General features: G+C 75.6%; 20 protein-coding genes. 7 read left to right on the forward strand and 13 right to left on the reverse strand.

Annotation, left to right across the window (positions count from 1 at the left end):
• Window positions 1–99 precede the first annotated feature (99 nt).
• Together ACH4C6_RS15405 and ACH4C6_RS15410 are read left to right on the forward strand one after the other, a co-directional pair.
• A complete protein-coding gene (locus tag ACH4C6_RS15405; protein WP_398109073.1) occupies window positions 100–474 on the forward strand; it encodes a DUF6479 family protein in 375 nt (124 codons plus the stop codon).
• Between the two features lie 64 nt (window positions 475–538).
• Complete coding sequence (locus ACH4C6_RS15410; protein ID WP_398109074.1) at window positions 539–1,027, forward strand: hypothetical protein; 489 nt, start codon at window positions 539–541, stop codon at window positions 1,025–1,027.
• 285 nt (window positions 1,028–1,312) lie between these two features.
• Here the strand turns inward: ACH4C6_RS15410 and ACH4C6_RS15415 are convergent, their stop codons facing one another.
• From ACH4C6_RS15415 to thrS, 3 genes are all read right to left on the reverse strand, one after another.
• Entirely contained in the window at window positions 1,313–2,974 is a 1,662-nt protein-coding gene (locus ACH4C6_RS15415; RefSeq protein ID WP_398109075.1) for a glycoside hydrolase family 13 protein, read from the reverse strand.
• A 91-nt stretch (window positions 2,975–3,065) separates the two neighbouring features.
• Window positions 3,066–4,040 carry a nucleoside hydrolase gene (locus ACH4C6_RS15420; protein ID WP_398109076.1) on the reverse strand — a complete coding sequence of 325 codons (975 nt, stop codon included), beginning with the start codon at window positions 4,038–4,040 and terminating at the stop codon, window positions 3,066–3,068.
• A gap of 45 nt (window positions 4,041–4,085) precedes the next feature.
• Window positions 4,086–5,327: a threonine--tRNA ligase gene (gene thrS / locus ACH4C6_RS15425; protein WP_398109077.1), complete on the reverse strand. Its 1,242-nt coding sequence runs from the start codon at window positions 5,325–5,327 to the stop codon at window positions 4,086–4,088.
• A 337-nt stretch (window positions 5,328–5,664) separates the two neighbouring features.
• Between thrS and ACH4C6_RS15430 the strand changes: the two genes are divergently transcribed.
• Window positions 5,665–6,453 carry a hypothetical protein gene (locus tag ACH4C6_RS15430; RefSeq protein WP_398109078.1) on the forward strand — a complete coding sequence of 263 codons (789 nt, stop codon included), beginning with the start codon at window positions 5,665–5,667 and terminating at the stop codon, window positions 6,451–6,453.
• 19 nt (window positions 6,454–6,472) lie between these two features.
• On the opposite strand, the gene ACH4C6_RS15435 is transcribed toward ACH4C6_RS15430, so the two are convergent.
• Together ACH4C6_RS15435 and ACH4C6_RS15440 are read right to left on the reverse strand one after the other, a co-directional pair.
• The gene (locus ACH4C6_RS15435) at window positions 6,473–7,252 is read right to left on the reverse strand and encodes a GAF and ANTAR domain-containing protein (RefSeq protein ID WP_398109079.1); all 780 of its coding nucleotides are present in this window, start codon (window positions 7,250–7,252) and stop codon (window positions 6,473–6,475) included.
• Between the two features lie 131 nt (window positions 7,253–7,383).
• Window positions 7,384–8,727 carry a tetratricopeptide repeat protein gene (locus tag ACH4C6_RS15440; RefSeq protein WP_398109080.1) on the reverse strand — a complete coding sequence of 448 codons (1,344 nt, stop codon included), beginning with the start codon at window positions 8,725–8,727 and terminating at the stop codon, window positions 7,384–7,386.
• 129 nt (window positions 8,728–8,856) lie between these two features.
• Here ACH4C6_RS15440 and ACH4C6_RS15445 point away from each other — a divergent pair, with 129 nt between their 5' ends.
• Window positions 8,857–9,033 (forward strand): hypothetical protein, encoded by a 177-nt coding sequence (locus tag ACH4C6_RS15445; RefSeq protein WP_398109081.1) that lies wholly within the window; start codon window positions 8,857–8,859, stop codon window positions 9,031–9,033.
• Here ACH4C6_RS15445 and ACH4C6_RS15450 read toward each other — a convergent pair.
• From ACH4C6_RS15450 to ACH4C6_RS15480, 7 genes are all read right to left on the reverse strand, one after another.
• Complete coding sequence (locus tag ACH4C6_RS15450; RefSeq protein ID WP_398109082.1) at window positions 8,986–9,183, reverse strand: DUF397 domain-containing protein; 198 nt, start codon at window positions 9,181–9,183, stop codon at window positions 8,986–8,988. The two genes, ACH4C6_RS15445 and ACH4C6_RS15450, sit on opposite strands and share 48 nt — an antisense overlap.
• Window positions 9,113–9,991, reverse strand: coding sequence for a Scr1 family TA system antitoxin-like transcriptional regulator (locus tag ACH4C6_RS15455; protein ID WP_398109083.1), 879 nt, complete (start codon window positions 9,989–9,991; stop codon window positions 9,113–9,115). Before ACH4C6_RS15455 ends, ACH4C6_RS15450 begins: the two co-directional genes overlap by 71 nt.
• A 100-nt stretch (window positions 9,992–10,091) precedes the next feature.
• Complete coding sequence (locus ACH4C6_RS15460) at window positions 10,092–11,489, reverse strand: extracellular solute-binding protein (protein ID WP_398109084.1); 1,398 nt, start codon at window positions 11,487–11,489, stop codon at window positions 10,092–10,094.
• The gene (locus ACH4C6_RS15465; RefSeq protein WP_398109085.1) at window positions 11,489–14,125 is read right to left on the reverse strand and encodes a caspase family protein; all 2,637 of its coding nucleotides are present in this window, start codon (window positions 14,123–14,125) and stop codon (window positions 11,489–11,491) included. The genes ACH4C6_RS15460 and ACH4C6_RS15465 overlap by 1 nt, the downstream gene beginning before the upstream one ends.
• Before the next feature lie 4 nt (window positions 14,126–14,129).
• The gene (locus ACH4C6_RS15470) at window positions 14,130–14,420 is read right to left on the reverse strand and encodes a hypothetical protein (RefSeq protein WP_333932011.1); all 291 of its coding nucleotides are present in this window, start codon (window positions 14,418–14,420) and stop codon (window positions 14,130–14,132) included.
• Window positions 14,421–14,543: 123 nt separating this feature from the next.
• Complete coding sequence (locus ACH4C6_RS15475) at window positions 14,544–15,605, reverse strand: hypothetical protein (RefSeq protein WP_398109086.1); 1,062 nt, start codon at window positions 15,603–15,605, stop codon at window positions 14,544–14,546.
• A gap of 589 nt (window positions 15,606–16,194) precedes the next feature.
• Window positions 16,195–17,427: a PP2C family protein-serine/threonine phosphatase gene (locus ACH4C6_RS15480; RefSeq protein WP_398109087.1), complete on the reverse strand. Its 1,233-nt coding sequence runs from the start codon at window positions 17,425–17,427 to the stop codon at window positions 16,195–16,197.
• Window positions 17,428–17,549: 122 nt separating this feature from the next.
• Between ACH4C6_RS15480 and ACH4C6_RS15485 the strand changes: the two genes are divergently transcribed.
• Together ACH4C6_RS15485 and ACH4C6_RS15490 are read left to right on the forward strand one after the other, a co-directional pair.
• Window positions 17,550–17,990 (forward strand): hypothetical protein, encoded by a 441-nt coding sequence (locus ACH4C6_RS15485; RefSeq protein WP_398109088.1) that lies wholly within the window; start codon window positions 17,550–17,552, stop codon window positions 17,988–17,990.
• A 162-nt stretch (window positions 17,991–18,152) separates the two neighbouring features.
• Window positions 18,153–19,121 carry a hypothetical protein gene (locus tag ACH4C6_RS15490; RefSeq protein WP_398109089.1) on the forward strand — a complete coding sequence of 323 codons (969 nt, stop codon included), beginning with the start codon at window positions 18,153–18,155 and terminating at the stop codon, window positions 19,119–19,121.
• On the opposite strand, the gene ACH4C6_RS15495 is transcribed toward ACH4C6_RS15490, so the two are convergent.
• On the reverse strand, window positions 19,018–20,385 hold the full coding sequence (locus ACH4C6_RS15495; protein ID WP_398109090.1) for a PLP-dependent aminotransferase family protein: 1,368 nt from the start codon (window positions 20,383–20,385) through the stop codon (window positions 19,018–19,020). The genes ACH4C6_RS15490 and ACH4C6_RS15495 overlap by 104 nt on opposite strands.
• A gap of 77 nt (window positions 20,386–20,462) precedes the next feature.
• On the opposite strand from ACH4C6_RS15495, the gene ACH4C6_RS15500 reads away from it, so the two are divergent.
• On the forward strand, window positions 20,463–21,305 hold the full coding sequence (locus tag ACH4C6_RS15500) for an alpha/beta fold hydrolase (protein ID WP_398109091.1): 843 nt from the start codon (window positions 20,463–20,465) through the stop codon (window positions 21,303–21,305).
• The last annotated feature ends 41 nt before the right edge of the window (window positions 21,306–21,346 follow it).

Below are 21,346 nucleotides of genomic sequence, written 5' to 3' on the forward strand. Positions count from 1 at the left end.
GCGCCGCCCCCGCGCCTCCCGGGACGATCCGAACGGGGCACCGCGGCGAACCAGGACATTCCGGGCGCTTTATCACAGAACGTCGGTGATAATCGGAGCATGAATACGGCAGCGTATGACTCGCTGGCGGCGTCGTCGGATCACGCGGTCGCCGTGACCATCGCCTTCGTCGCCGGTCTGATCGTGGCCTGCGCACTGATCTGGGCCGTCCGGGTCGGGATGCGGGTGATGGACAAGGACACCCACCACCCCGCCCCCGACGAACAGCCGCACCTCCCCGACACCGGGCCGGTCCGCGAGACGCGGGAGATGCGGGAACCCGACGACATGCCGGTCGTGACACGCGACGGGCAGCGGATCATGCCGCACGAACTGCACCGCGCGAGCACCAGGACCGGCAAGGACCAGAACCCCCGCCGCTGGTCGCCCGGGTCCAGCGGATCCTTCGGCGGCGGCGGCTCCGGACGTACGTGATGCCGTGAGGCCGGGAGACCCGGAGGTCTCCCGGCGGCGCCCCCGCACCCCAGGGAGGACGGACATGGCTGCCCGCCACCGGATGCGCCGGGCGTCGACGGGGGCGGTGCTGGCCCTCGGCCTGGCCGCCGCCGCGCTCACCGGATGCAGCGGCGACAGTCCCGCGGACACCGCACGCGAGGCCGAGTCCGCGGTCGGTTCGATCGCCTCGCAGGCCACCGAGGCGGTGGAGTCGGCGACGGCGGAGGCCGGACGCCGCCTCGACGACATCCAGGACGGCGTCGACGCCAAGGGCGACGTGAAGGTCGCCGCCCCGTCCGTCACCCAAGGCGGCCGCGCCCGCGCCGAGGTGACGGTCACCAACACGGACGACAGCGCCCGCTCCTACGCCGTCCAGATCAACTTCACGGACGGCGGGGGCCGTGTGAAGGACACGGTCATCGTGACAGTGGACCACGTCCAGCCCGGCGAGTCCGCCACGGCCACCGCCCGCAGCACCCACGACCTGACCGGAAAGGTCAACACGGTCGTCGCCCGAGCGGTGCGTTACTGAGCCCCGCGGGGCGCGAAGACCTCAGGGGCGCGGGGAACTGCGCGATCAACCACGACGCCACCGCCCCTTCAGGGGCGCGGGGAACTGCGCGATCAACCACGACGCCACCGCCCCTTCAGGGGCGCGGGGAACTGCGCGATCAACCACGACGCCGCCGCACCCGCCCACCCACACAGCCCCCCACCCCCCTCAGGGGCGCGGGGAACTGCGCAAACACCCCCCACGCCGCCGCACCCGAGGCCCAACAGCCACCCCCACCGACCTCACCCCCACCCCGCGAAGCGCTCAGCGGCCCAGCCACACCACCGTGTCCGGCCCCAGCCGCCCCTCCTCCAGCGGCCCGCTGCTCAGCAGCACCTCACCGGCCGGCAGCGGCACCACCGCCCCGGACAGGTTCGCCACACACCGCCACCCCTCGCAGCGGTCGAACTGCAACACCCCCTCCGGCGCGTCCGGAGCCCACGTCAGCTCCTCCCCCTCCAGCAGCTTCCGCCGCAGCTTCAGCGCCGTCCGGTACAGCTCCAGCGTCGACCCCTCGACCCCGTCCTGCGCCTCGACGGCGAGCTCCCCGAAGACACCCGGCTGCGGCAGCCACGCCCCGGCCGGCCCGAAGCCGTACGACGGCCCGGTCGTCGTCCACGGCAGCGGCACCCGGCATCCGTCACGGCCCTTGCGGACGTGGCCCGTCTGCTCCCAGATCGGGTCCTGGAGCACCTCGGTGGGCAGGTCCGCGACCTCGGGCAGCCCGAGCTCCTCGCCCTGGTAGAGGTACGCCGACCCGGGCAGCGCCAGCATCAGCAGCGTGGCCGCCCGGGCCCGGCGCAGCCCGGCCTCCCGGTCCACGGCCGGTGCGTGGCCGCCGGAGAGCAGCCAGGCGTTGAGGTCCGTGTCCGGCGGCAGCGTCAGGCGCGAGGCGTGCCGGACGACGTCGTGGTTGGACAGCACCCACGTGGCCGAGGCACCGGCCGCCCGGGCGGTGTCGAGCGAGTCGGTGATGACCCGCCTCAGCTCCTCGGCGTCCCAGTTCGCCTGGAGGTACTCGAAGTTGAACGCCTGGCCCAGCTCGTCCGGGCGGGCGTACAGCGCACGGCGTGCTCCGGGCACCCAGGCCTCCGCGACGGCCATCCGGGGCGGCCGGTAGGAGTCGAAGATCTTGCGCCAGTCGCGGTAGATCTCGTGCACCTCGTCGCGGTCGTAGAAGGGGTGCGTGCCGGGCGGCAGCGCGGTGAGGGCCTCCTCGCGGCTCAGCTCCGGCCGGCCGAGGTCGCGCAGCGGTTCGGCGAGGTCCTTGACGAGGGCGTGGGCGACGTCGATGCGGAACCCGTCGACCCCGCGGTCGGACCAGAAGCGCAGGGTGGTGCGGCAGTCGGCGCGGACCTCGGGGTTGTCCCAGTTGAGGTCGGGCTGTTCGGGGGCGAACAGGTGCAGGTACCACTGCCCGTCGGGCACCCGCTTCCAGGCGCTGCCGCCGAAGACCGACTGCCAGTCGGTGGGCGGCAGTTCGCCGTGCTCGCCGCGGCCGTCGCGGAAGACGTACCGGTCGCGGGCCGGGGAGCCCGGCCCGGCGTGCAGGGCCTCCTGGAACCACACGTGCTGGTGGGAGGAGTGGTTGGGGACGATGTCGACGATGACCTTCAGGCCGAGCCGGTGCGCCTCGGCCACCAGCGTGTCGAAGTCGTCCAGGGTGCCCAGGCGCGGGTCGACGTCCCGCGGGTCGGCGACGTCGTAGCCGCCGTCGGCGAGTTCGGACGGGTAGAACGGGCTCAGCCACAGGGCGTCCACGCCCAGCGCGGCGAGATGCCCGAGGCGGTGGGTGATGCCGCGCAGGTCGCCGAGTCCGTCACCGTCGGCGTCGGCGAAGCTGCGCGGATAGACCTGGTAGACGACGGCCTGCCGCCACCAGTAGGGGTCGCGGGACGACAGGTCGGGAGCGGAGCGATCGGTCACGCGGTCTCCTTGGCAGGGCATACGGGCGACAGCATTGAATCTGTCCAGAATGCCGGAAAAAGGAACCACCGTGTGGGTGCCGGGGCGCCCGTCACCCCACGACCGTCGACAGATACAGCTTCACGTAGCGCTCCACGTCCACGTCCAGGCCGACGTCCACCAGGGCCTGCTCCCGGATGCCCTCGTGCAGTTCGGACTCGCCGGGGCGGGGGCGGCGGTCCACGACGGTCATGCCGCGGGTGGGGCCGGGCGCGAGGGAGATCTCCACCGGGAGGCGGTGGGTGGTCAGGCCCTCCGGGTCGGCGACCGCGCACACCGCGCCCGCGTCGCCGAGGCCGCCGGCCGTCTCGGCGGGGTCGTCCGGGCGGCTGCCCGGGTGGGCCGGGCGGTGGGCGAGCAGGTCGCCGGCCAGCCGCGCGCCCGGTTCGCGGCTCGCGCGCAGGCGCCGTACGTCCGCCGCCGGGACGACGACCCGGGTGAACACGTCCAGCCCGTACATCGTGATCGGCACCCCGGCGGTGAGCAGGATCGCGGCGGCCTCCGGGTCGTGCCAGACGTTGAACTCCGCAACGGGCGTGGCGTTGCCCGTCGCCGCCGCGCCGCCCATGAAGACGATCCGCTCGAGGTTGCGCACCACCTCCGGATGGGTGCGCAGGAGCAGCGCGATGTTGGTCAGGGGGGCGGTGGGCACGAGGGTGACCGGCCGTGGGGAGGCGAGGATCTCGCGCCGCAGCAGGGTGACGGCGTCGACACCGGCGGGCTCGCGGGCGGGGGCCGGCAGGCCCAGGTCGCCCATGCCGTCGTGCCCGTGCACGTGCCGGGCCGAGCGGGGCGCCTCGATCAGCGGCCGCTCGGCGCCCCGGGCGACGGGGACGTCCCCGGCCCCGGCCCGTTCCAGCACGGTCAGGGTGTTGCGGACCACCCCGTCGACGTCCGTGTTCCCGGCCACGCAGGTGACCGCCCGCAGGTCCAGCGCCGGATGCCGTACCGCGAACAGCAGGGCGAGGGCGTCGTCGACGCCGGTGTCGCAGTCGATGATCACCGGGATGCGCTGACCGTCCGTCACGGCGGGGCTCCTTCCACTGGTACGCCCGAGGCTCCACCGGCGACCCTACGGCCGTGCGGGGCCCGCCTCGTCCCCCTCCCACAGGCCGGTCCCGCGCGCCGCGGCCCGTTCCGCGATCCGGCGCAGCAGCTCCCCGGCGGGCAGGGCGCCCGGGCGGCGGCCGTCGCGCAGACGGGGCGCCACCAGCCCCGCGGTGGCCTCCCGGGCGCCGATCACCGCCTGGTACGGCACCAGCCGGGCCTCGCGGACGCGCGCGGCGAGGGTGCCCCGGTCGGGACCGGCGACCTCGGCGCGCAGGCCGAGGCCGAGCGCGCTCCGGGCCAGGTCGTGGGCGGGCCCGGCCTGCTCCTGACCGACGGGCAGGAGCACCAGCTGCACCGGGGCCAGCCACACCGGGAAGGCGCCGCCGTGCACCTCGAGCAGGTGGGCGACCGCGCGCTCCACGCTGCCGATGACGCTCCGGTGGACCATGACCGGGCGGTGCCGGGCGCCGTCGGGCCCGACGTAGCGCAGGTCGAAGCGCTCGGGCTGGTGGAAGTCGATCTGGACGGTGGACAGGGTGGCCTCCCGCCCGGCCGGGTCGGTGATCTGCACGTCGATCTTGGGCCCGTAGAAGGCGGCCTCGCCCCCGGCCTCCTCGTAGGCGATGCCGGAGCCGTCCAGGACCTCGCGGAGCAGGGCGGTGGCCCGCCGCCACAGCTCCGGGTCGGCCACGTACTTGCCGCCCTCGCCGGGCAGGGAGAGCCGGTGGCGGGAGGCGCTGATGCCCAGGTCGGCGTAGGCACGGGCGATCAGTTCCAGCGCGGCGCGGGCCTCCTCGACGGCCTGCTCCAGGGTGCAGAAGATGTGGGCGTCGTTGAGGGTGATGGCCCGTACCCGGGTCAGCCCGCCCAGCACCCCGGACAGCTCGGAGCGGTACATGCCGCCCACCTCCGCGATCCGCAACGGCAGTTCGCGGTGGCTGCGGGAGCGTGCGCGGTAGATCAGGGCGTGGTGGGGGCACAGGCTGGGGCGCAGCAGGACCTGCTCGGCGCCCAGGTCCATCGGCGGGAACATGTCGTCGCCGTAGTGGTCCCAGTGGCCGGAGATCTCGTACAGCTCCCGTTTGCCGAGGACGGGCGAGTACACGTGCCGGTACCCGGCCCGGCGCTCCGCGTCGCGGACGTACTCCTCCAGGGTGTGCCGCACGACCGCGCCGTCGGGCAGCCAGTACGGCAGTCCCGCGCCCATCAGCGGGTCGGTGTCGAACAGGTCCAGTTCGCGGCCGAGTCGGCGGTGGTCGTGCATGAGGGCTCCTCCAGGGGGACGGAGCGAGCACCGCGCGACGAAGCCCCGGGGCACTCGCCCCGGGGCTTCGGACACTGGGTCAGCTGTCAGCGCGCCGGGACACTCTCCGGCGTCGTCGTGGCGGACGGGAAGGGCTGGACGCGCTGCATGGCGCGAACGTAACAGGCACGGCGAGGCCGGGGCGAGGCAATTTCCGGGCCCGGTGCCACCGCCGCGCTGCTCCCCCGCCGTTCCTCACCCGGACGGACCGTCACGCTGGTGGACGCGCGGGCGCGGTGGTGCCGTGAGAGCACCGAAGATCCCGGCCGAGCCCCGGCCCGCCCTCAGGAGGCACCCGATGACCCGTTCTCCGGCCGCCGCCCGTGCCCTCCTGCTCGCCGCGCTGTCCCTGACCGTCCTGCCCGCCGCGGCCGGCTGCTCGCTCCAGGAGGAACCGCGGCCCCGGTGGTTCACCGTCCCGCCCTCGCCGACCACCGCGTCACCGGCCGGCAAGCAGCCCGTCGCCCCGGGGGGCGACCTCGCCGCGGCGCTGGTCAGGGCCGCGCTGATCACCGAGGCCGACCTGGGGGAGCCGTGGGTGCCGACGCGGGGCGCCCGGACATGGCGGGACGGCGTGCTCAAGGGCACCACCGAGGACCCGGAGTGCCGGCGGCTGCTGGACGTCCTGTACACGGAGGAGCTGTTCGGCGCCCCCCGCGGCCCGCGCGCGGAATCGGCGCTCGACGACGACGAGACCGACGCCCAGCTGCGCTACCAGGTCGCCGTCCACCGCCCGGCGGACGCCGACCGCGCCCTCGACTGGCTGGGGACGCTGCCGGAGCGCTGCGGCCGGTTCGAGGCGACGGCCTCCCGCGGCGGCGTCCAGGAGGTGCAGGTCTCCGAGCTGCCGCTGCCCTCGGCCGGGGACGCCCGCCGGGCCCTGCGGGTGACCCTGGCCGGTGAGACGGAGGACGGGGAGTCGACCTACCTCACGTTCGACATCGCGGGCGTCCGCGTCGGGGAGCAGGCCGTCACCGTCACCAACGCCGGTCTGGGCGAGGTGTACGAGGAGGTCACCCGGCACGCCGTGCAGGTCGGCGCGCAGCGGCTGGCCGACCTCGGCAGGTCGGGCCGGGCACAGATCTGAGGCGCCCCCGGCGCGTCCGTCAGTCCCGGTCGAAGCGTTTGCGGTGGGTGATCACGTCGCGGGCCGCGTCCAGGGCCGTGAGGCCGCGCGAGAAGGCGTCGGCCCGCAGCCGGGCGAGCGCCTCGTCGGCCGACACGCCGAGCTGCGCCATGATCATGCCGACGGCCTGGTAGACCGCGTCGTGGTCCGCGCCGAGCCCGCTCAGCCAGGCCTCGCCGTCGGGGACCTCGGGGTCGTCCCCGCGGGGCAGGGACATCAGGGCCACGGTCATGACCCCGGCCACGATCCGGGCGACGTGCAGCTGCCGCTCGGACAGGCCGCCGGGCCGGTCGCGGTACAGGTCGAGGGTGCCGACGCACACCGATTCGTTGCCGAGCGGCACCGCGTAGACCGCGCGCACCCCGGCCGCCGTGGCCTGCTGGGCGAAGACCGGCCAGCGGCCGGCGTCCGCGCCGGTCGTCAGGTCGCAGGCCAGCACGGGCGCACCGTCCTCCAGCGCGCTCTGGCACGGGCCGTCCCCCAGGGTGGCCTGGATGTGCGCCAGGTGCGCGGCCTCCTCGCTGCTGGCGCTGAGCTGGACCGGCATGCCGTCGCTGCGCAGCGAGACGCTGGCACCCGTCACCGGCAGCAGTTCCACGGCCACCCGGCACAGCCGCCCCGGCACCTCCACGGGCTCGGCGCCGCGCACGCCCCGGGCGATCGCGTCGACGGCCTGGAGCCCGTCCACCTCCAGGTCGCCGCCCGCGCCGCAGCCCGGTTCGCCGTCGGGGGCGCCTCGGGGGTCGTGCCTGGGCCGCACGGGCCACCGCCTCCTTCGATCACCGCGGCACACACCGTCGACGGGCCACGGGCGCACGCGCACCGGCACCCGGCCGGTGCGTGCATCCCGCGATCCCGGCCCGACTACCCGGTGCCGGTGGGGCAAAACCCTCACAGCGGGGGCTGCGCGGGAGCGGGTCCCAGGGTGGTGGTGCCGGGGGCCGTACGGTGGCCCAGTCCCGTCCGGTAGGCGTCCAGGGCCGCCTCCACCCGCCCGGTGCGCCGCAGCAGGTCGCCGAGCAGCCGGCACAGGTCGGCGAGGTCACCGGCGGCGCCGGCCCGCTCCAGCAGGCTGAGGGCGCGCACGTAGTGCTCCTCGGCGTCCTCGGTGCGGCGGGCGTCCTCCGCGATGATGCCCAGCAGCCGGTGCGCGGCGGCGGAGTGCACGGCACCGCGCTCGGACGTCAGGTGCTCCAGCACGTCGTGCAGCAGGGCCTCGGCCTCCGCCGACCTGCCGCGCCGGTGCAGCACGTCGGCCAGTTCCACGGCGACCTGACTGCTGTAGAGGGCCGCGCGGCGGGCCGACAGCATGCCGAGGGCTTCGCGCAGCTCCTCCTCCGCCCGCTCCAGCCGGCCGTCCTGGGCGTAGACGTAGCCGCGCATCCAGTGGCAGTTGGCGAGCTCGGTGCGGATCTGCAGACCCCGGTACAGCTCGGCGGCCTTGGCCAGGGACGCGTCGGCCTCGGCGAGCCGGCCCTCGGCGACCAGGGTGCGGGCCACCGACCGGTGCATCCGGGCCACCAGGGCCGGGTCGCCGGACTGCGGCGCGAGCGCCAGGGCGAACTCGGCGGCCTGGGCGGCCCGGGCGTGCGCGCCCATGTCCATGTACGGGCCGATGGCGCTGGCGTAGAGCAGCAGCAGGGCGTCCGGGTCGTGCAGACCGCCGCGGTTCAGCTCGTCCAGGGCCGTCTCCAGCAGGTAGACGGCGTAGCGCAGTTCACCGGCGAGGTAGTGCGCGACGGCCCGGCCGCGCAGGGCCGGCACCCGGGCGGGCAGCGGCGCACCGGCCAGGCAGGCCTCGGCCCGTTCGAAGTGCTCCCGGCCGGTCACCAGCTCGCCCGTCTCCAGGGCGCACTCGCCGAGTCCCAGCAGCGCGGCGGACTGCTCGGCCGGCAGGCCGTGCGTCTCGGCCTCGGCGAGCAGCCCGGTGTACTGCTCCGCCGCCGCCTCGGCCTCGCCCAGGGCGAGGGTGCGCTGCGCCTCGGTCAGCCGCAGCCGCAGTTCGGTCACGAGGCGGGCGGAGTGGCCGGTGGCCAGCTCGTCGAACGCGACACCGAGCCGGCCGGCGAGATGCCGCAGGGCGTCGTCGGAGGGACGCACCCGGCCGGACTCCAGGGTGGAGATGTAGGCGGGTGTGTACACGGGTTCCGCCAGCTGCCGCTGGGTCAGTCCGCGCTCCACACGCAACCGCTGCACCCGGCGCCCGATGGTCCCCGGGTCGTCACGCTCCCCCACGCCAACTCCCCTTGTGCCTCTTGCCGTTCGGCCGGAACAGCCCCTAGGTTAAACGGAGTGTTAAGCAGAATTGTCGAACCTGCTTAATCCGTTGCCCGTCGCAGGAGCCGCCCCAGTTGCGAGGTCGCCGTGCTCGAACGCACACGCACCGCCGAGCGGTACGCCCGAGGCTTCACCGCCGCGCTCGTCGCCGTGGCCACGCTGCTGCTGGCCGCGAACGCGGGCCCGGCGAGGGCGGGGGAGCACCGCCCCGAGCCGTCACTCCACAGCGACGTGACCGACGAAGGCGGCGTAGGCCTCCGGTGACAGTCTGAGCATCCCGACGCCGGGGTCCTTGGAGTCGCGCACGGCGACGACGGACCCGAGCTCGGCGACCTCGACGCAATCACCGCCGGTGTTGCCGCTGTAGGACGACTTGCGCCACCGCGGTTCGGTCACGTTCCGGCTGCTCCCCATAGCGCTCCTCCATCACGTGAGCGATCAGTGCCGCGGAGTCCCTCACCGAGAGGGCAGCGGCCTGCAAGGAAGCGTAGCGGCGGGCGGCTTCCCTGACAGTGTCGGGGTTGGCCGTCATGTGGCCGGAGATCATGTCCTCGGTGTAGACGATCTCCGGGTCGTCGTCGAAACGGAGGATGTTGAAGGAGCCGATGAGGCCCGCGTGTTCACCGGACTCGAAGGGCAGCACCTGGATGCTCACCCAGCGGTGATCCCGGAAGCTCAGCAGGTGGGCCAGTTGCGTCCGCATGATCTCTCGGCCACCGATCGGCCGGTGCAACGCCGCCTCGTCCAACACCACCAGGATCAGCGGTGATCGCCCGCACGTCAGGAGGCGCTGGCGCTCCATTCGGGCCGCCACCAGGTCGTCGACGTTGCCCGGCATGCCAGTCGCGAGGACCGCTCGCGCGTACTCCGGCGTCTGCAAGAGCCCGTAGATCAACTGTCCCTGGTACGCGGAGATGTACGTCGCCCGGGCCTCCATCTCGGCATAGGCCTGGAACCAGGTCGGCAAACGGCTCCGCAGCACCAACCCCACCAGCCGCGAGAAGCAGCCGTCCGTCATCAGGGCGGCGTCCGCGCGTTCCGCGAACTCCCTCGTCGGGACCTTGTGGGCCGTCTCGATCTGGCCCACCAGCGAGCCCGTGCAGTAGATGCAGTCGCCCAGCTCCTTCTGGGACAACCCCGCGGCCTCGCGGCAGCGGCGCAGCTCCGAGCCGAAGTAGTCCAGCGGCGACGCGGTGGGGTCGAGTCGGCGGACGTTGGCCATGCAGCGGTCACCCCCGGGTCCGAACGCCCTGGGGCGCTCCTGTCGTTCCGTCGCCGAGCGTAAGCGCCCGGCTGCGCACAGGTGGGGCGAATCTGATAAGTCAGTCCGGCAGGATCTCGCGGAGGGCGGCGTCGAGCCGGCGTCCGATCTCCGCGTCGGAGGGGCGGTCCTTCTTGCGGTCGTACAGCGGGTCCAGGCCGGTGATCAGGGTCTGGGTCACCGCGCCGTACAGGGGGGTGCGGGGGCGGTGGACGGCCTCCTGGAGCGCCGGCCGCAGGACGTGGCGGAAGTAGCTGCCCCCGGACGGCAGCAGGTCGGGCACCGTGTGCTCGGCGCTCTCGCCGGTGGGGGACGCCGACGGCGTCTCGGCGTAGGCGGCGACGTGCCGGCACTCCGGGGCCGAGCCGGAGTCGAGGTAGGCGGAGGCCCGGGTCGCGGCGAACCCGGCGCGCAGCAGGCAGCGTTCGCTGTCGGGGTCGGTGAGGAACGCGATGAGCTCGGCGGCCTTCGCGGCCCGCCGCTCGGACGCGGAGGAGGCGACGGCGAGGTTCTGCCCGCCGAGCACCGCCTTGCCGGGCAGCTGCGTCACGCCGAGGTCGTCGCCGAACGTCTCGCGCAGCGCCGGGTAGACGTAGGGCCAGTGCCGCAGGAAGATCGCGCGGCCCTCGGCGAAGGCGCTGAGGGACTCGGCCTCCCGGGACTCGGCGGCCTCCTCCAGCGTGTAGGGCCGGGCGGTGCGTTCGCGCAGTTCGGTCACCCCGGCCGTCAGCTGCGCGGCGTCGGCGGCGTAGCGGCCCCGGTCGTCGGTGAGCGCGAAGTCCGGCTCGGCCGAGGCGAACGCCTCGATCGCGTTGACGGTGCGGCCCTCGTAGGGGGCGAGCTGGGTGGTCCAGCCGTCCCCGAAGTCCTCCGGCGCGGGGTCGGGGGGTTCGGTGCTGATCCACTCCCGCACCTCGTCCCAGGTGACGCCCGCGCTCAGGTCGGTCCGCGAGGCGCCGATCTCCCGCAGCCGGTCCTTGCGGTAGTAGAGCAGCCCGACGTCGCTGTTGAACGGCACCGCGTACCGCTCGCCGTCCCAGTGGGCCGTGCTGTCCACGGACGGGATGATGTCCCCGGGCGACTCGACGGCCGCACCGGTCAGCGGCCGGATCACCCCGGCCGCGGCGAACTCCGGGACCCACGTCACGTCCAGGTTCACCACGTCGTACTCGGCGCTGCCGGACTGGAGCGCGCCGAGCAGCTGGCTGCGCTGCTGGTCGGCGGAGCCGGGGAGTTCGACGAGCCGGGCCCGGTAGCCGTGCTCGCCCTGGCGGTCGTTCCACACGTCGATGAGCTGCTGGCGGATGCCGTTCTTGCCGGTGACGTCCTGCCCGCTGGCCACCACGATCCGGGGCGGGTCGGTCTCCGGCGGCTGTTCCTGCGCGCCCCCGCCGGTGCAGGAGGCGAGTGCGACGAGCGACAGCAGGGACAGTGCGGCGGCCGTCACGCGGCGGACCATCATTCCTCCCCCGATCCGATGCGGGACACCTCGTCGTGCACCATGGCCACGAGGTCGTCCCCGGTGTCCAGGCAGCTTCCCCGGGCGGCGTCGGCGATCCTGCGCGCCGGGCGGTTCCGGTCGCAGCCCCAGCTGTTCAGGGACGCCATCACCACCGGGACGCCCGAGGTGCGGGCCCGCCGCTCGACCGCGGCGAGGGCCTCGCCGGTCAGCCGGTCGTCGTCCTCGCCGTCGCTGAGGTACACGATGAGCTGCGGACGGTCGTCGCCGCTGCCCCGCTCGCGCATGAACTCCAGGGCGTCCTCCAGCGCCGCGGCCGGGTCGGCCTCCGCGTCCCGCCAGCGCGCGGCGTCGAGCCTGTCCTCGGCCTCGGCGCGGGCGTGGGTGCCGAAGCCCAGCACCTGGGTGTGGGTGCTCCGGCCGGTGCCGTGCACCGCCCACACGCCGTACTCGTCCTCCCCGCCGAGCCCCGGCAGCGTCTGCCCGAGGATGCCGGGGCCGCCGCTGGGGCCCTTCCACACCCGGGCCATCGAACCGGAGCTGTCGAGGAGGTACAGGACCCGGCCGTTCCCGTGGGCCCTGCGGTACCGCTCCAGGGTCAGATCCAGCGCCGCCGCCTCGGCCGACTTCACGGGACGGACGGACGCCGTGAACCCCGCGGGGACCCGTCCCGGGTCGAGGAGCGCGTGGGCACCGGAGGGCGAGCGGAAGCCCTGCTCGCCGAGTACCGCCCGGCCTTCCGCACCCGTCAGCCAGGCCCGGAAGCGGCGCACCGCGTCGTCCCGCGCGTCCGCGTCCCGGTCGCCGTCCTCCCAGCGCACCCGCACGAACGTGGGCTCCAGCGGGGGCACGTCGTCGGGGTAGGCGGCGGTGCGCGCGACGCGGGTGGCCGAGTCGCAGCCGGTGCCGCTCTCCAGCAGGAACTCCGGCACGAGGGCCGCACTGCGGTTGTCCACGGCGTCGGTGTCCGGCAGCGTGCACAGCAGCCGCACGGCCGACGGCTCGGGCCGTCCGGCGCGCGTGAGCAGTTGCTCGGCGCCCCGGGCGGGGGCGTCCTCGCCGTACAGGCCCACCGTCGCCAGCAGGGCCGCGTCGGTGAAGTCCGGGTCCGGGCGGTGCACCTCGGCCGCCCGGTCCGCCTCCTCCAGGGCGCCGACCAGGGAGGTCACGGACTGCCCGGTCCGTGCGACGCCCGTGTCGAGGCCGTCCGGCAGGGCCAGCACGATCGGCGAGTACGCGAACGGCTCGGTGTCCGGTTCCAGTGCGGCGAAGACGCGGTCCTGCCGGGCGGCGTCGACGACGGCCCGCTCGGCGGTCGCGCGGGTGGCGGGGATCCACACGTCAGGCTGCGGGCCGATGTCCCGCTGCGGGTTGACGTCCTCGCGGGGCTTCTGCCAGGCGTCGGTGCGCTCCCCCAGCGCGGTCACCACGTCGGCGGCGGCCGCGCTGTAGACCGTGATGCCGCTGCGCCGGCAGCCCTCGTCGGTGCGGTTGGCGCCGGAGGCGAGAAAGGCGTCCCGGGCGGCGTTCAGCGCCGGCTCCAGGTCCGGGTCGACGAGCAGCCGCAGCTCCAGGGCCGGGCCGCAGGGTCCGGAGTCGCCGATCAGGGCGTAGAGGCCGTAGCCGCCGGCGCCGGTGGCGAGCAGCGCCAGCAGCAGCGTGAGCGCGGTGCGGCCCAGCCGGCCGGCGAGGGCCCGGGCGGCCCTGACCGGCCAGGGCTTGGGCGGGGGCCCCGGAGGGTCCGGGTCGCGGCCGGGATCCGGGGCGGGGTGCGGGCCCGGGGCGGGGTGCGGGCCCGCGGCGGGGTGCGGGTCCGGGGCGGGGTGCGGGTCCGGGTCGAGGACGGGGTCCGGCGCGGGGGGCGCGGGGACCGGTCCGGCCGCCAGCAGCACGTCGGCGTCCGGGTTCCAGGGCGGGGCCAGGGCCTGCGGCTTCTGGAGGTCGTCGTCCTCCGCCCGGTAACCCGCCGCGGCCATCCGCTGCTTCAGCGCGGGGTACAGCGTGGACAGCCACACCTCCCCGCCCTCGTCGAGGAAGCGCGCCATCTCGTGGGTGAACGGCGTCGGACCGTCGGCATCGCCGCCCAGGATGTACCGGTTGGGCTGCACGCTCATCAGCAGCAGGACTCGTTCCTTGCGCTCCTGCGGCGCCTCGAAACGGTGCCAGATCGCGGCGGCGTTACCCGCGTAGCAGCAGTCCAGGATCACCAGGACCCGCTCGGGGCGGCTCTCCGGGGCGCACAGTTCGCCCAGCACGCCCGCGAAGCTCACCGCGCCGGGCAGCTCCTCGCCCGCGACCATCCGCGCGGTGCGCATCTGCAGGTGCAGCTTGTGCACGGAGGTGTCGGTGACGACGGCGTGCCCGGCGAAGTACAGCAGCAGCACACCGTCGGTCTCGCGGACGGCGCGGCGCAGTTCGCCGGTGAAGTCGTCCGGCGCCGGGGACGCCAGCACCCGTATCTCGCCCGCGCGGAAGACCCCGCCCCGGTGCAGGGCGTCCTCCAGCACCTTGCGGTTGTGGCGGACGGCGGGCAGCTGTCCGCTGACCCCCTGGGGGTCGGGTGCCGTGTGGTCGTACTCGGACACGCCGGCCAGCAGCGCCCGGTTCGCTCTGCCGCGCGGGTCGAAGCGGCTCACCCGGCTACTCCCCGTCGGGTCCCAACGGGCGGATGTCCGAATCGGGTTCGCCGCCCTGGAGCCTGCGGCGGTTGTTCTTCCAGGTCTTCACCGCGCGGGCGGTGTACTCGGTCAGCGCCGCGATCGTGGCGACGTCGCCGAGCAGTTGGAGGACGAGTTCCACGTCCGGCCCGAGGCGTCCCTTCGGCCCGTCGGCCGTGGTCCGCTCCTCGATGCGCAGGTGACCGCCCGAGAGCAGCTCCTCCAGCGGCTCGTCACGCTCCAGCCACGCCCGCAGCGCTCTGACGTCCTCCATGGTCGCGCCGGCACCCAGCCGGACGCGTACGCCTAAGACAGCCACTCGGTCCCCCTCTGTCATCCCGCCATCATGACACCCGACCCGGGCCCGGCGGCAGACCCGTGACGTGCCCCCGGGGTCTCAGGGCTGGGTCTGCAACTGCCGCAGCTGCCGCTGCACATGGTCGAGCGCCCCCTCGCGCCGGCCCGGCACGCGGCTGCGCAACACGGCCAGCGCGGGGCCCAGTTCGCGGGCGCGGAGCGGGTCGCGGATCCGCCCCCACTGGTGGTGGGCCCGGTCCGCCGCGGACTCCACCGCGGGGGCGTCGGGTGCCTGCCCGGCGTTGAGGCGGGTGGTGGCGACGGTCAGCCAGGTGCGGCAGCTGCGGGCGGCGTCCCCGGCGAGCATCGCCACGTCGGCGCGGACCTCGGCCCAGTGCAGGGCCTCCTCGGAGGCGGGTCCGTGCGCGGCGACGGCGGCCTGCTCGTGCCGGGCGGCCAGGGCGTCGGCGTCGGCGTGCCGGCCGGCCCGCACGGCGGCGGCCAGGGCGGCGTGCGGGTCCCCGCCGACCGGGCCGGGCGTGTTCAGCACCAGGTCCCGGTCCGCGCTCTCCGGCGCGATCCGCGCCAGCGCCTGTTCGTGCAACTGCCCGGCGGGCGGCCTGAATCCGCTGCGCAGGATCGTCGCGACGGCCTTCATGTACGCGGGTTCCGCGACCGTGCGCCGGGACGGCGGCGGCGCGATACGGCCGTGGACGGCGTTGCCGCGCCCCGAGTCCAGCGGGGTGGTGCGCAGCAGCTGCCAGGTCTCGGCGTCGGCGTGCAGGTCGACCAGGAGGGTGGTGGCGCCGGCCGGCCGCAGCCGCAGCTCCTCGCGGAACCAGTGCCAGGGGAACGCCGTGTAGCGGGCGGTGGAGGCGGTGGTGCGGGCCAGCGCCAGGTGGGGCAGGCGCTGGCGGCGGTCGAGCTGGAGCTGGCCGGCGACGTACACGGTGAGCGGGCCGGGAGCCGCGGCGGCGGCGCGCAGCCGGGTGAGGACGGCCTGCGGCTCCAGCGGATCGGCGAGTTCGACGACGTTGGCGGTGTCCGTGCCGGCCAGTACGGCGGGCGGCACGGCCGCAAGGACGGGAAGCACGGAGGCGGCGTCGACCAGACGCCCTCGGCCCACCGGCGAGGCCGCCAGCAGCAGCACGGTTCCCGGCATCGTCCCTCCCCCTCGCGTCGATCGCCTACGGCAGCACCGTAACCGCTGCGACGGCGCGAAGGGGCAACGGACCACCAACGTCCGCCTCCCGGGGGCCTCTCCACGCCCCCCGGCAGGCGCCGCGTGCGCGCCGGACGGGGTGCGTCAGCCGAAGGCGCCACCGCCGGAGGCGGGGGTGCCCGGACGCGGGCCGGAGGCGGAGGTGCCGGGGGCGGGGGCTAGCCGCCGGAGACGGGGCGCCGGGGCGCGGGCCGGGGGCGGGGACGCCACGGGCGGGGGCGTGACCGCCGGAGGCGGGGGATCAGCCTCCGGAGACGGGGGGTGCCGGGGGCGCGGGGGCGTGACCGCCGGAGGCGGGGGATCAGCCTCCGGAGACGGGGGCGTCACGGGCGCGGGCGTGACCGCCGTGGGCGGGGGATCAGCCTCCGGAGACGGGGGCGTCACGGGCGCGGGCGTGACCGCCGTGGGCGGGGGATCAGCCTCCGGAGGCGGGGACGCCACAGGCGGGGCGTGACCGCCGGGGGCGGGGGATCAGCCTCCGGAGACGGGGGTGCCGGAGGGCGGGGGCGTGACCGCCGGGGGCGGGGGATCAGTCTTCGGAGACGGGGGTGCCGGAGGGCGGGGGGTGGCCGCCGGGGGCGGGGGTGTCGGGGGTGGGGCGGCGGCGGATGGCGAAGATCGTGGTGTCGTCGGCGAGACGCCCGCCGCCGTGCCGCAGCGTGCCGTCGCGGACGAACGCGGCGAGCCGGGCGGGCTCGGTGACGCCCGGGTCCTCGGCGACGGCCCGGGCGATCTCCTCGGCCGGCCGGTAGAACGCCCCCGCGGCGTCGCGGGCCTCGGTCACCCCGTCCGTCACCAGCAGCAGCGTCTCCCCGGCGCGGACCGGCACCCGCCGCGCCCGGGGCGGGCCGGGCGAAAGGTCCCGCAGGCCCAGCGGCAGCCCGGGCTCGGCCGTCAGGCGGCGGACCCCGCCCGGGCCGACGGCGAGCGGTGCCTCGTGGCCGAACAGCATCAGGTCCACGACCCCCGGGTCGTCGTCCGGGAAGCCGAGCAGGACGGCCGTGGCGAACCGGTCGCCGTCCGAGCGGCCCAGGGCGACCGTGTGCCGGCGGTGCCGGAGCATCCGCGTCTCCAGCCGCTCGGCGACCGTCACCAGGTCCGCCTCGTGGTAGGCGGCCTCCCGGAACGTGCCGAGCAGCGCGGCGGCCGCCTCCACCGCCCCCAGCCCCTTGCCCTGCACGTCGCCGAGCAGCACGCGGGTGCCGTGCGGGCCGGGCTGGATGTCGTAGAAGTCGCCGCCGACGCGGGCGTGGGCGTCGGCGGTGAGGTAGACCCCGGCGTGGTCGAGCCCGCCCCAGCCCGGTGGCAGCGGGCGCAGCACCGTGCGCCGGATGGTGTCGGTGACGTCGCCCAGGTGCAGCGCGCGGTGCTCGTCGCGCACCCGGACCACGCAGGCCAGCACGGCGAGGACGCCGCCGATGGCCACGAGGACGAAGTCGGCCGGTCCGGCCTGGTACTCGTGCGGCCAGGCCCCGTCCGCCAGGACGTAGGCGACGAGGGACAGCAGTGCGAACACGGCCGTGCCCCCCACCCCGCACAGCGCGGCGGCGATGCCCGGCACCAGCACGATCCAGGAGACCATGCGGAAGTCGCCGGTGGTGTTCCAGTCGCCGAACAGGATCGCGACAAGCAGCAGCAGCGGCGGCGCCCAGGCCACGCTGCGCCCCCGCACCCGCAGCAGCTCCTGCCGTCGCACGACGTCCCCGCGGCCGGCCCGGGCGTACCGGTCGAACGGGCCGTGCCCCGTGCGCTGGCGGCTCACCGCATCAGCGAACCACGGGCCCGCACCGGCCGCATCCCGTTGCGCCGCGTCCGCCGACTTGCCCGTACCGGCGCACCGGTGTGCCCTGGAGAGCAGGGGCAGGGACAGAGAGGAGAGCTCTCATGGCTCATGCGGCACCCGCTCCACGCAGGATGGCCCGGCAGCGGCGCAGGCCCGACATCCTCAGCGCCCGCACCCACGCCGCCCTGAACGTGGCACTGCCCGTCGCCCTGGGGCTGATCTACGGCTTCTGGGCCGCGGCCAACCGGCGCTTCGGCGGGCCCATCACCGGCTGGAACCTGCTGTTCGGCTTCGTCACCGCGCTGGTCTTCGCGGTGGTGTTCGCCGCCCTCTGGCGCGTGTCACCACGGCTGGGGCGCATCCCGCACGCCGTGGTGTGGTTCGTGTTCGCCGGCTGCGCGGCCGGTTTCCTCGCCAGCCAGAGCAACCTGTCCGTCCTCAGCTCCGCCGGGGTGGGGCTGGTGACCGGGGTGGGCGTCCTGCTGATCAACGTCTACCGCTTCTTCACGCGCGAGGATCGAGCGGCCCTCGACCGCGCCTGACGCGCCGGTTCCGGCTCCCGTCGGGCCACCCGTCCGGGTGAGCCCGGCGGTGGCCGCCCCGGCGCCCGTTCACGCAGGTGAGCGCGGTCACCGGACCGCGGGGCGGGGCCGGGCCCCGGTGCAGCGGTCGCGGGCCCGGACGGGGGCGCCTTGCCTGGAAGGGTGCCCGAGCCCCAGCGGGCGCCCGCCGCCGCGCAGGCGCCCCCACGCCTGCGGAACGCCCTGTCGGCCGTTCTGCTCGTCCTCGCGTGCCTGCTCCTGCCGCTCGGCGCGGTCGCGTCCTGGGCGGCCCACGGCCTGACCGACACCGGCCGTTACGTCCGGGCGATGGCCCCGCTGTCCGCCGACCCGGACGTGCGCCTCGCGGTCGCGGACGCCCTCGGCGACGGCGTCCTGCGGGAGACCGCGCACGACCTCGACACCGGGTCGCTGCGCGGTGCGATCGCCCCGTTCGTGCACGACGCGGCCCGCTCCTTCACCCGCACCGAGACGTTCCGCGCGGCCTGGGACGCGACGAACCGGACCGTCCACGACGCCGTGGTGCGCGCGCTGCGCGACGACAGCGCACACGGCGCCCCGGTCACCGTCGACCCGGCTCCCGTCCTCGCCCGCGTCAAACAGCAGCTCGCCGACGATCATGTGCCGTTCGCCCACCGCATCCCGGTCACGCACACCCGGATCGCGCTGCTCCCGGCCGAGGAGGCGGACCGACTGCGCAAGGGGTACCACGTGCTGGAGACCGCCGCCCTCTGGCTGCCGCTCGCCGCCGCCGTCCTGGCAGCCGCCGGGATCGCCCTGGCTGCCTGCCGCCGCCGCGCGGTGACCGCCCTCGGCCTCGGTACGGCCCTGGGCGGCGCGCTGCTGGTGCTCGCCGTCGCGGCCGGCCGCCGCCTGACCCTCGCCGACCTGCCCGACCCGCTGCACCGCCCGGCGGCGGGCGCCGTCTACGACGCCCTGACGGCCACGCTGCGCACGGTGTCCTGGCTGCTGTGCGCCGTCGGCCTTGCGGTCGCGCTCGGCGCCTGGCTCACGGGCCGGTACGGTGCCCGCCGCGCTGCGCGGCGAGCCGCGCGAGGGTCCGCAGCGCCCGCCGCAGATCCGGCTCCGCGGCCGATGCGAGGCCGAGTCTGACGGCGTCGGGCGTGTGCCCGGGGGACACGGCGAAGGCCGGCCCGGGCGTGACGGCGATGCCGTGGGCCGCGGCGGCGGCCGTGAAGGTGTCGGCGCGCCAGGGCGCGGGCAGCTCCCACCAGGCGAAGCAGGACGCCGGGGCGGACCGTACGGCGAAGCCCGAGAGCTCCTCGGCGAGGATCCGCTGCCGCCGGGCCGCCTGGGCCCGCTTGTCCGCCACCAGCCGCGCCACGGTGCCCTCCTGGGCCCAGCGCACGGCCGCCTCCAGCGCGAACCGGCCCGCGCTCCAGCCGCCCGACCGCACGGCGTCGGCCACGGCGGGCACCCGGTGCGGCGGCACCACGAGGAAACCGGCCGTCAGCCCCGGGGCGACCCGCTTGGACAGGCCGTCCACGACATGGGTGAGGGCCGGGGCGTGCACGGCGAGCGCGTCGCCCGGCTCCTGGAGGAAGGACCAGATGCGGTCCTCCACCACCGGCAGTTCCAAGTCCCTCACCGCTTGCGCGAGTTGCAGCAGCCGGGGCCGGGGCGTGGTGTGGGACGTCGGGTTGTGCAGGGTCGGCTGCACGTAGAGGGCGGACAGCGGCGCCGAGCGGTGCGCGGCGGCGACGGCCTCCGGAAGCAGCCCCGCCGCGTCCCCGGCGAGCGGCACCAGCGTGAGGCCCAGCCGCCCCGCGATCTCCTTGACCAGCGGGTACGTGAGCTGCTCCACGCCGACCCGGCCGCCGGGCCGGACCAGGGAGGCCAGGGCGGCGGCGATGGCCTGCCGGGCGTTGCCGGTGAACACCAGCCGCTCCGGGCCCGGCCGCCAGTCCGGGGTGGCGAGCAGGGCGGCCGCGGCCGCGCGGGCCTGCGGAGTGCCGGTGGCGGGCGCCGGCGCCAGCGCCTCGGCCAGCACGTCGGGCCGCAGCAGCGGCGCGAGAACAGGGGCGAGCAGCTCCGGCTGCCCGGGCACGGAGGGGTAGTTGAGCTCCAGGTTGACGGGTGCGGCGGCCTCCCCGGCCCCCTCGACGGCCTCCCCGGCCTCGACGAGCGCCTGCCCGCCCGCGCGCACCGGAGTCGCCCGGACGAACGTGCCGCGCCCGACCTCGCCGACGACCAGCCCGCGCCGCACCAGTTCACCGTAGACGCGGCCCGCGGTCGACGGGGCGATGCCCCTGCGCCGGGCGAACACCCGTTGCGGCGGCAGCCGTTGGCCCGGCGTGAGCCGCCCTGCGGCGATGTCGTCGGCGATCCGGTCGGCGATCCGCCGGTAGTCACCCATCGTCCGTCCCCCTGAGGATTGCACCGAGAGCAAAGATCTTATTGCACCGACCAGTTGGGCCGCCTAGGGTCGTCCACATGGCACCCTTCCTCGCGTACGAGGACAAAGGCCCCACACAGGGCCCCGCTTCCTCCCGGCAGCCGCACACCCCTCCGGTCCCCCTGGTCCTCGTCCACGGCCACCCCTTCGACCGCTCGATGTGGTCCCCGCAGATCCGGACCTTCTCCCGGGACCGCCGGGTCGTCGCCCCCGACCTGCGGGGCTACGGCGCCTCCCCGGCCGCCCCGGCCGTCACGGACTTCTCCGGGTTCGCCCGGGACGTCGAGGCCCTGCTGGACGAGCTGGAGGTGGACACCTGCGTCCTGGCCGGCCTGTCGATGGGCGGCCAGATCGTCATGGACTGCTACCGCCTGTTCCCCGAGCGCCTGCGGGGCCTGGTCCTCGCGGACACCTTCCCCGCCGCGGAGACGCCGGAGGGCGTGCGCACCCGCGACGCCATGGCCGACCGCCTCCTCGCCGAGGGCCTCGGCGGATACGCCGACGAGGTCCTGGAGCGCATGGTCGCGCCGTACGCGTCCCCCCAGGTCAAGGCGCACGTCCACGCCATGATGACGGGCACCTCGCCGCAGGGCGCCGCAGCGGCCCTGCGCGCCCGCGCCCGCCGCCCCGACTACACCGCCCTGCTGGCGCGCGTGCACGTCCCCGCCCTGGTCGTGGTGGGCGCCGACGACACCTACACGCCCGTCTCCGACGCCCGCGCCCTGCACGCGGCCCTGCCCGACGCCACGCTCCACGTCGTCGAGGGCGCGGCCCACCTGCCGAACCTGGAACGCCCCGAGGAGTTCGACCGCGCGCTGGCCGCCTTCCTCGCCCACGTCGATGCGCGGCGGCAACCTTCCTCCGCCCCGGCTCGTCCTTGAGGGAGGATTCGGGCATCCCACCCGCACGAACGGAAGGGCCG

Origin of the sequence: Streptomyces sp. NPDC017943, from assembly GCF_044328425.1 — a bacterium.
Lineage (GTDB): Bacteria > Actinomycetota > Actinomycetes > Streptomycetales > Streptomycetaceae > Streptomyces > Streptomyces djakartensis_A.

Bases quoted from the DNA above. Each gene is read 5' to 3' on its own strand.
- ACH4C6_RS15475 (WP_398109086.1), bottom strand. From the start codon at position 15,605: ATGCCGGGAACCGTGCTGCTGCTGGCGGCCTCGCCGGTGGGCCGAGGG.
- ACH4C6_RS15455 (WP_398109083.1), bottom strand. From the start codon at position 9,991: ATGGCCAACGTCCGCCGACTCGACCCCACCGCGTCGCCGCTGGACTAC.
- ACH4C6_RS15430 (WP_398109078.1), top strand. From the start codon at position 5,665: ATGACCCGTTCTCCGGCCGCCGCCCGTGCCCTCCTGCTCGCCGCGCTG.
- thrS (WP_398109077.1), bottom strand. From the start codon at position 5,327: ATGCACGACCACCGCCGACTCGGCCGCGAACTGGACCTGTTCGACACC.
- ACH4C6_RS15410 (WP_398109074.1), top strand. From the start codon at position 539: ATGGCTGCCCGCCACCGGATGCGCCGGGCGTCGACGGGGGCGGTGCTG.
- ACH4C6_RS15405 (WP_398109073.1), top strand. From the start codon at position 100: ATGAATACGGCAGCGTATGACTCGCTGGCGGCGTCGTCGGATCACGCG.
- ACH4C6_RS15450 (WP_398109082.1), bottom strand. From the start codon at position 9,183: ATGGGGAGCAGCCGGAACGTGACCGAACCGCGGTGGCGCAAGTCGTCC.
- ACH4C6_RS15485 (WP_398109088.1), top strand. From the start codon at position 17,550: ATGGCTCATGCGGCACCCGCTCCACGCAGGATGGCCCGGCAGCGGCGC.
- ACH4C6_RS15460 (WP_398109084.1), bottom strand. From the start codon at position 11,489: ATGGTCCGCCGCGTGACGGCCGCCGCACTGTCCCTGCTGTCGCTCGTC.
- ACH4C6_RS15500 (WP_398109091.1), top strand. From the start codon at position 20,463: ATGGCACCCTTCCTCGCGTACGAGGACAAAGGCCCCACACAGGGCCCC.
- ACH4C6_RS15470 (WP_333932011.1), bottom strand. From the start codon at position 14,420: ATGGAGGACGTCAGAGCGCTGCGGGCGTGGCTGGAGCGTGACGAGCCG.
- ACH4C6_RS15495 (WP_398109090.1), bottom strand. From the start codon at position 20,385: ATGGGTGACTACCGGCGGATCGCCGACCGGATCGCCGACGACATCGCC.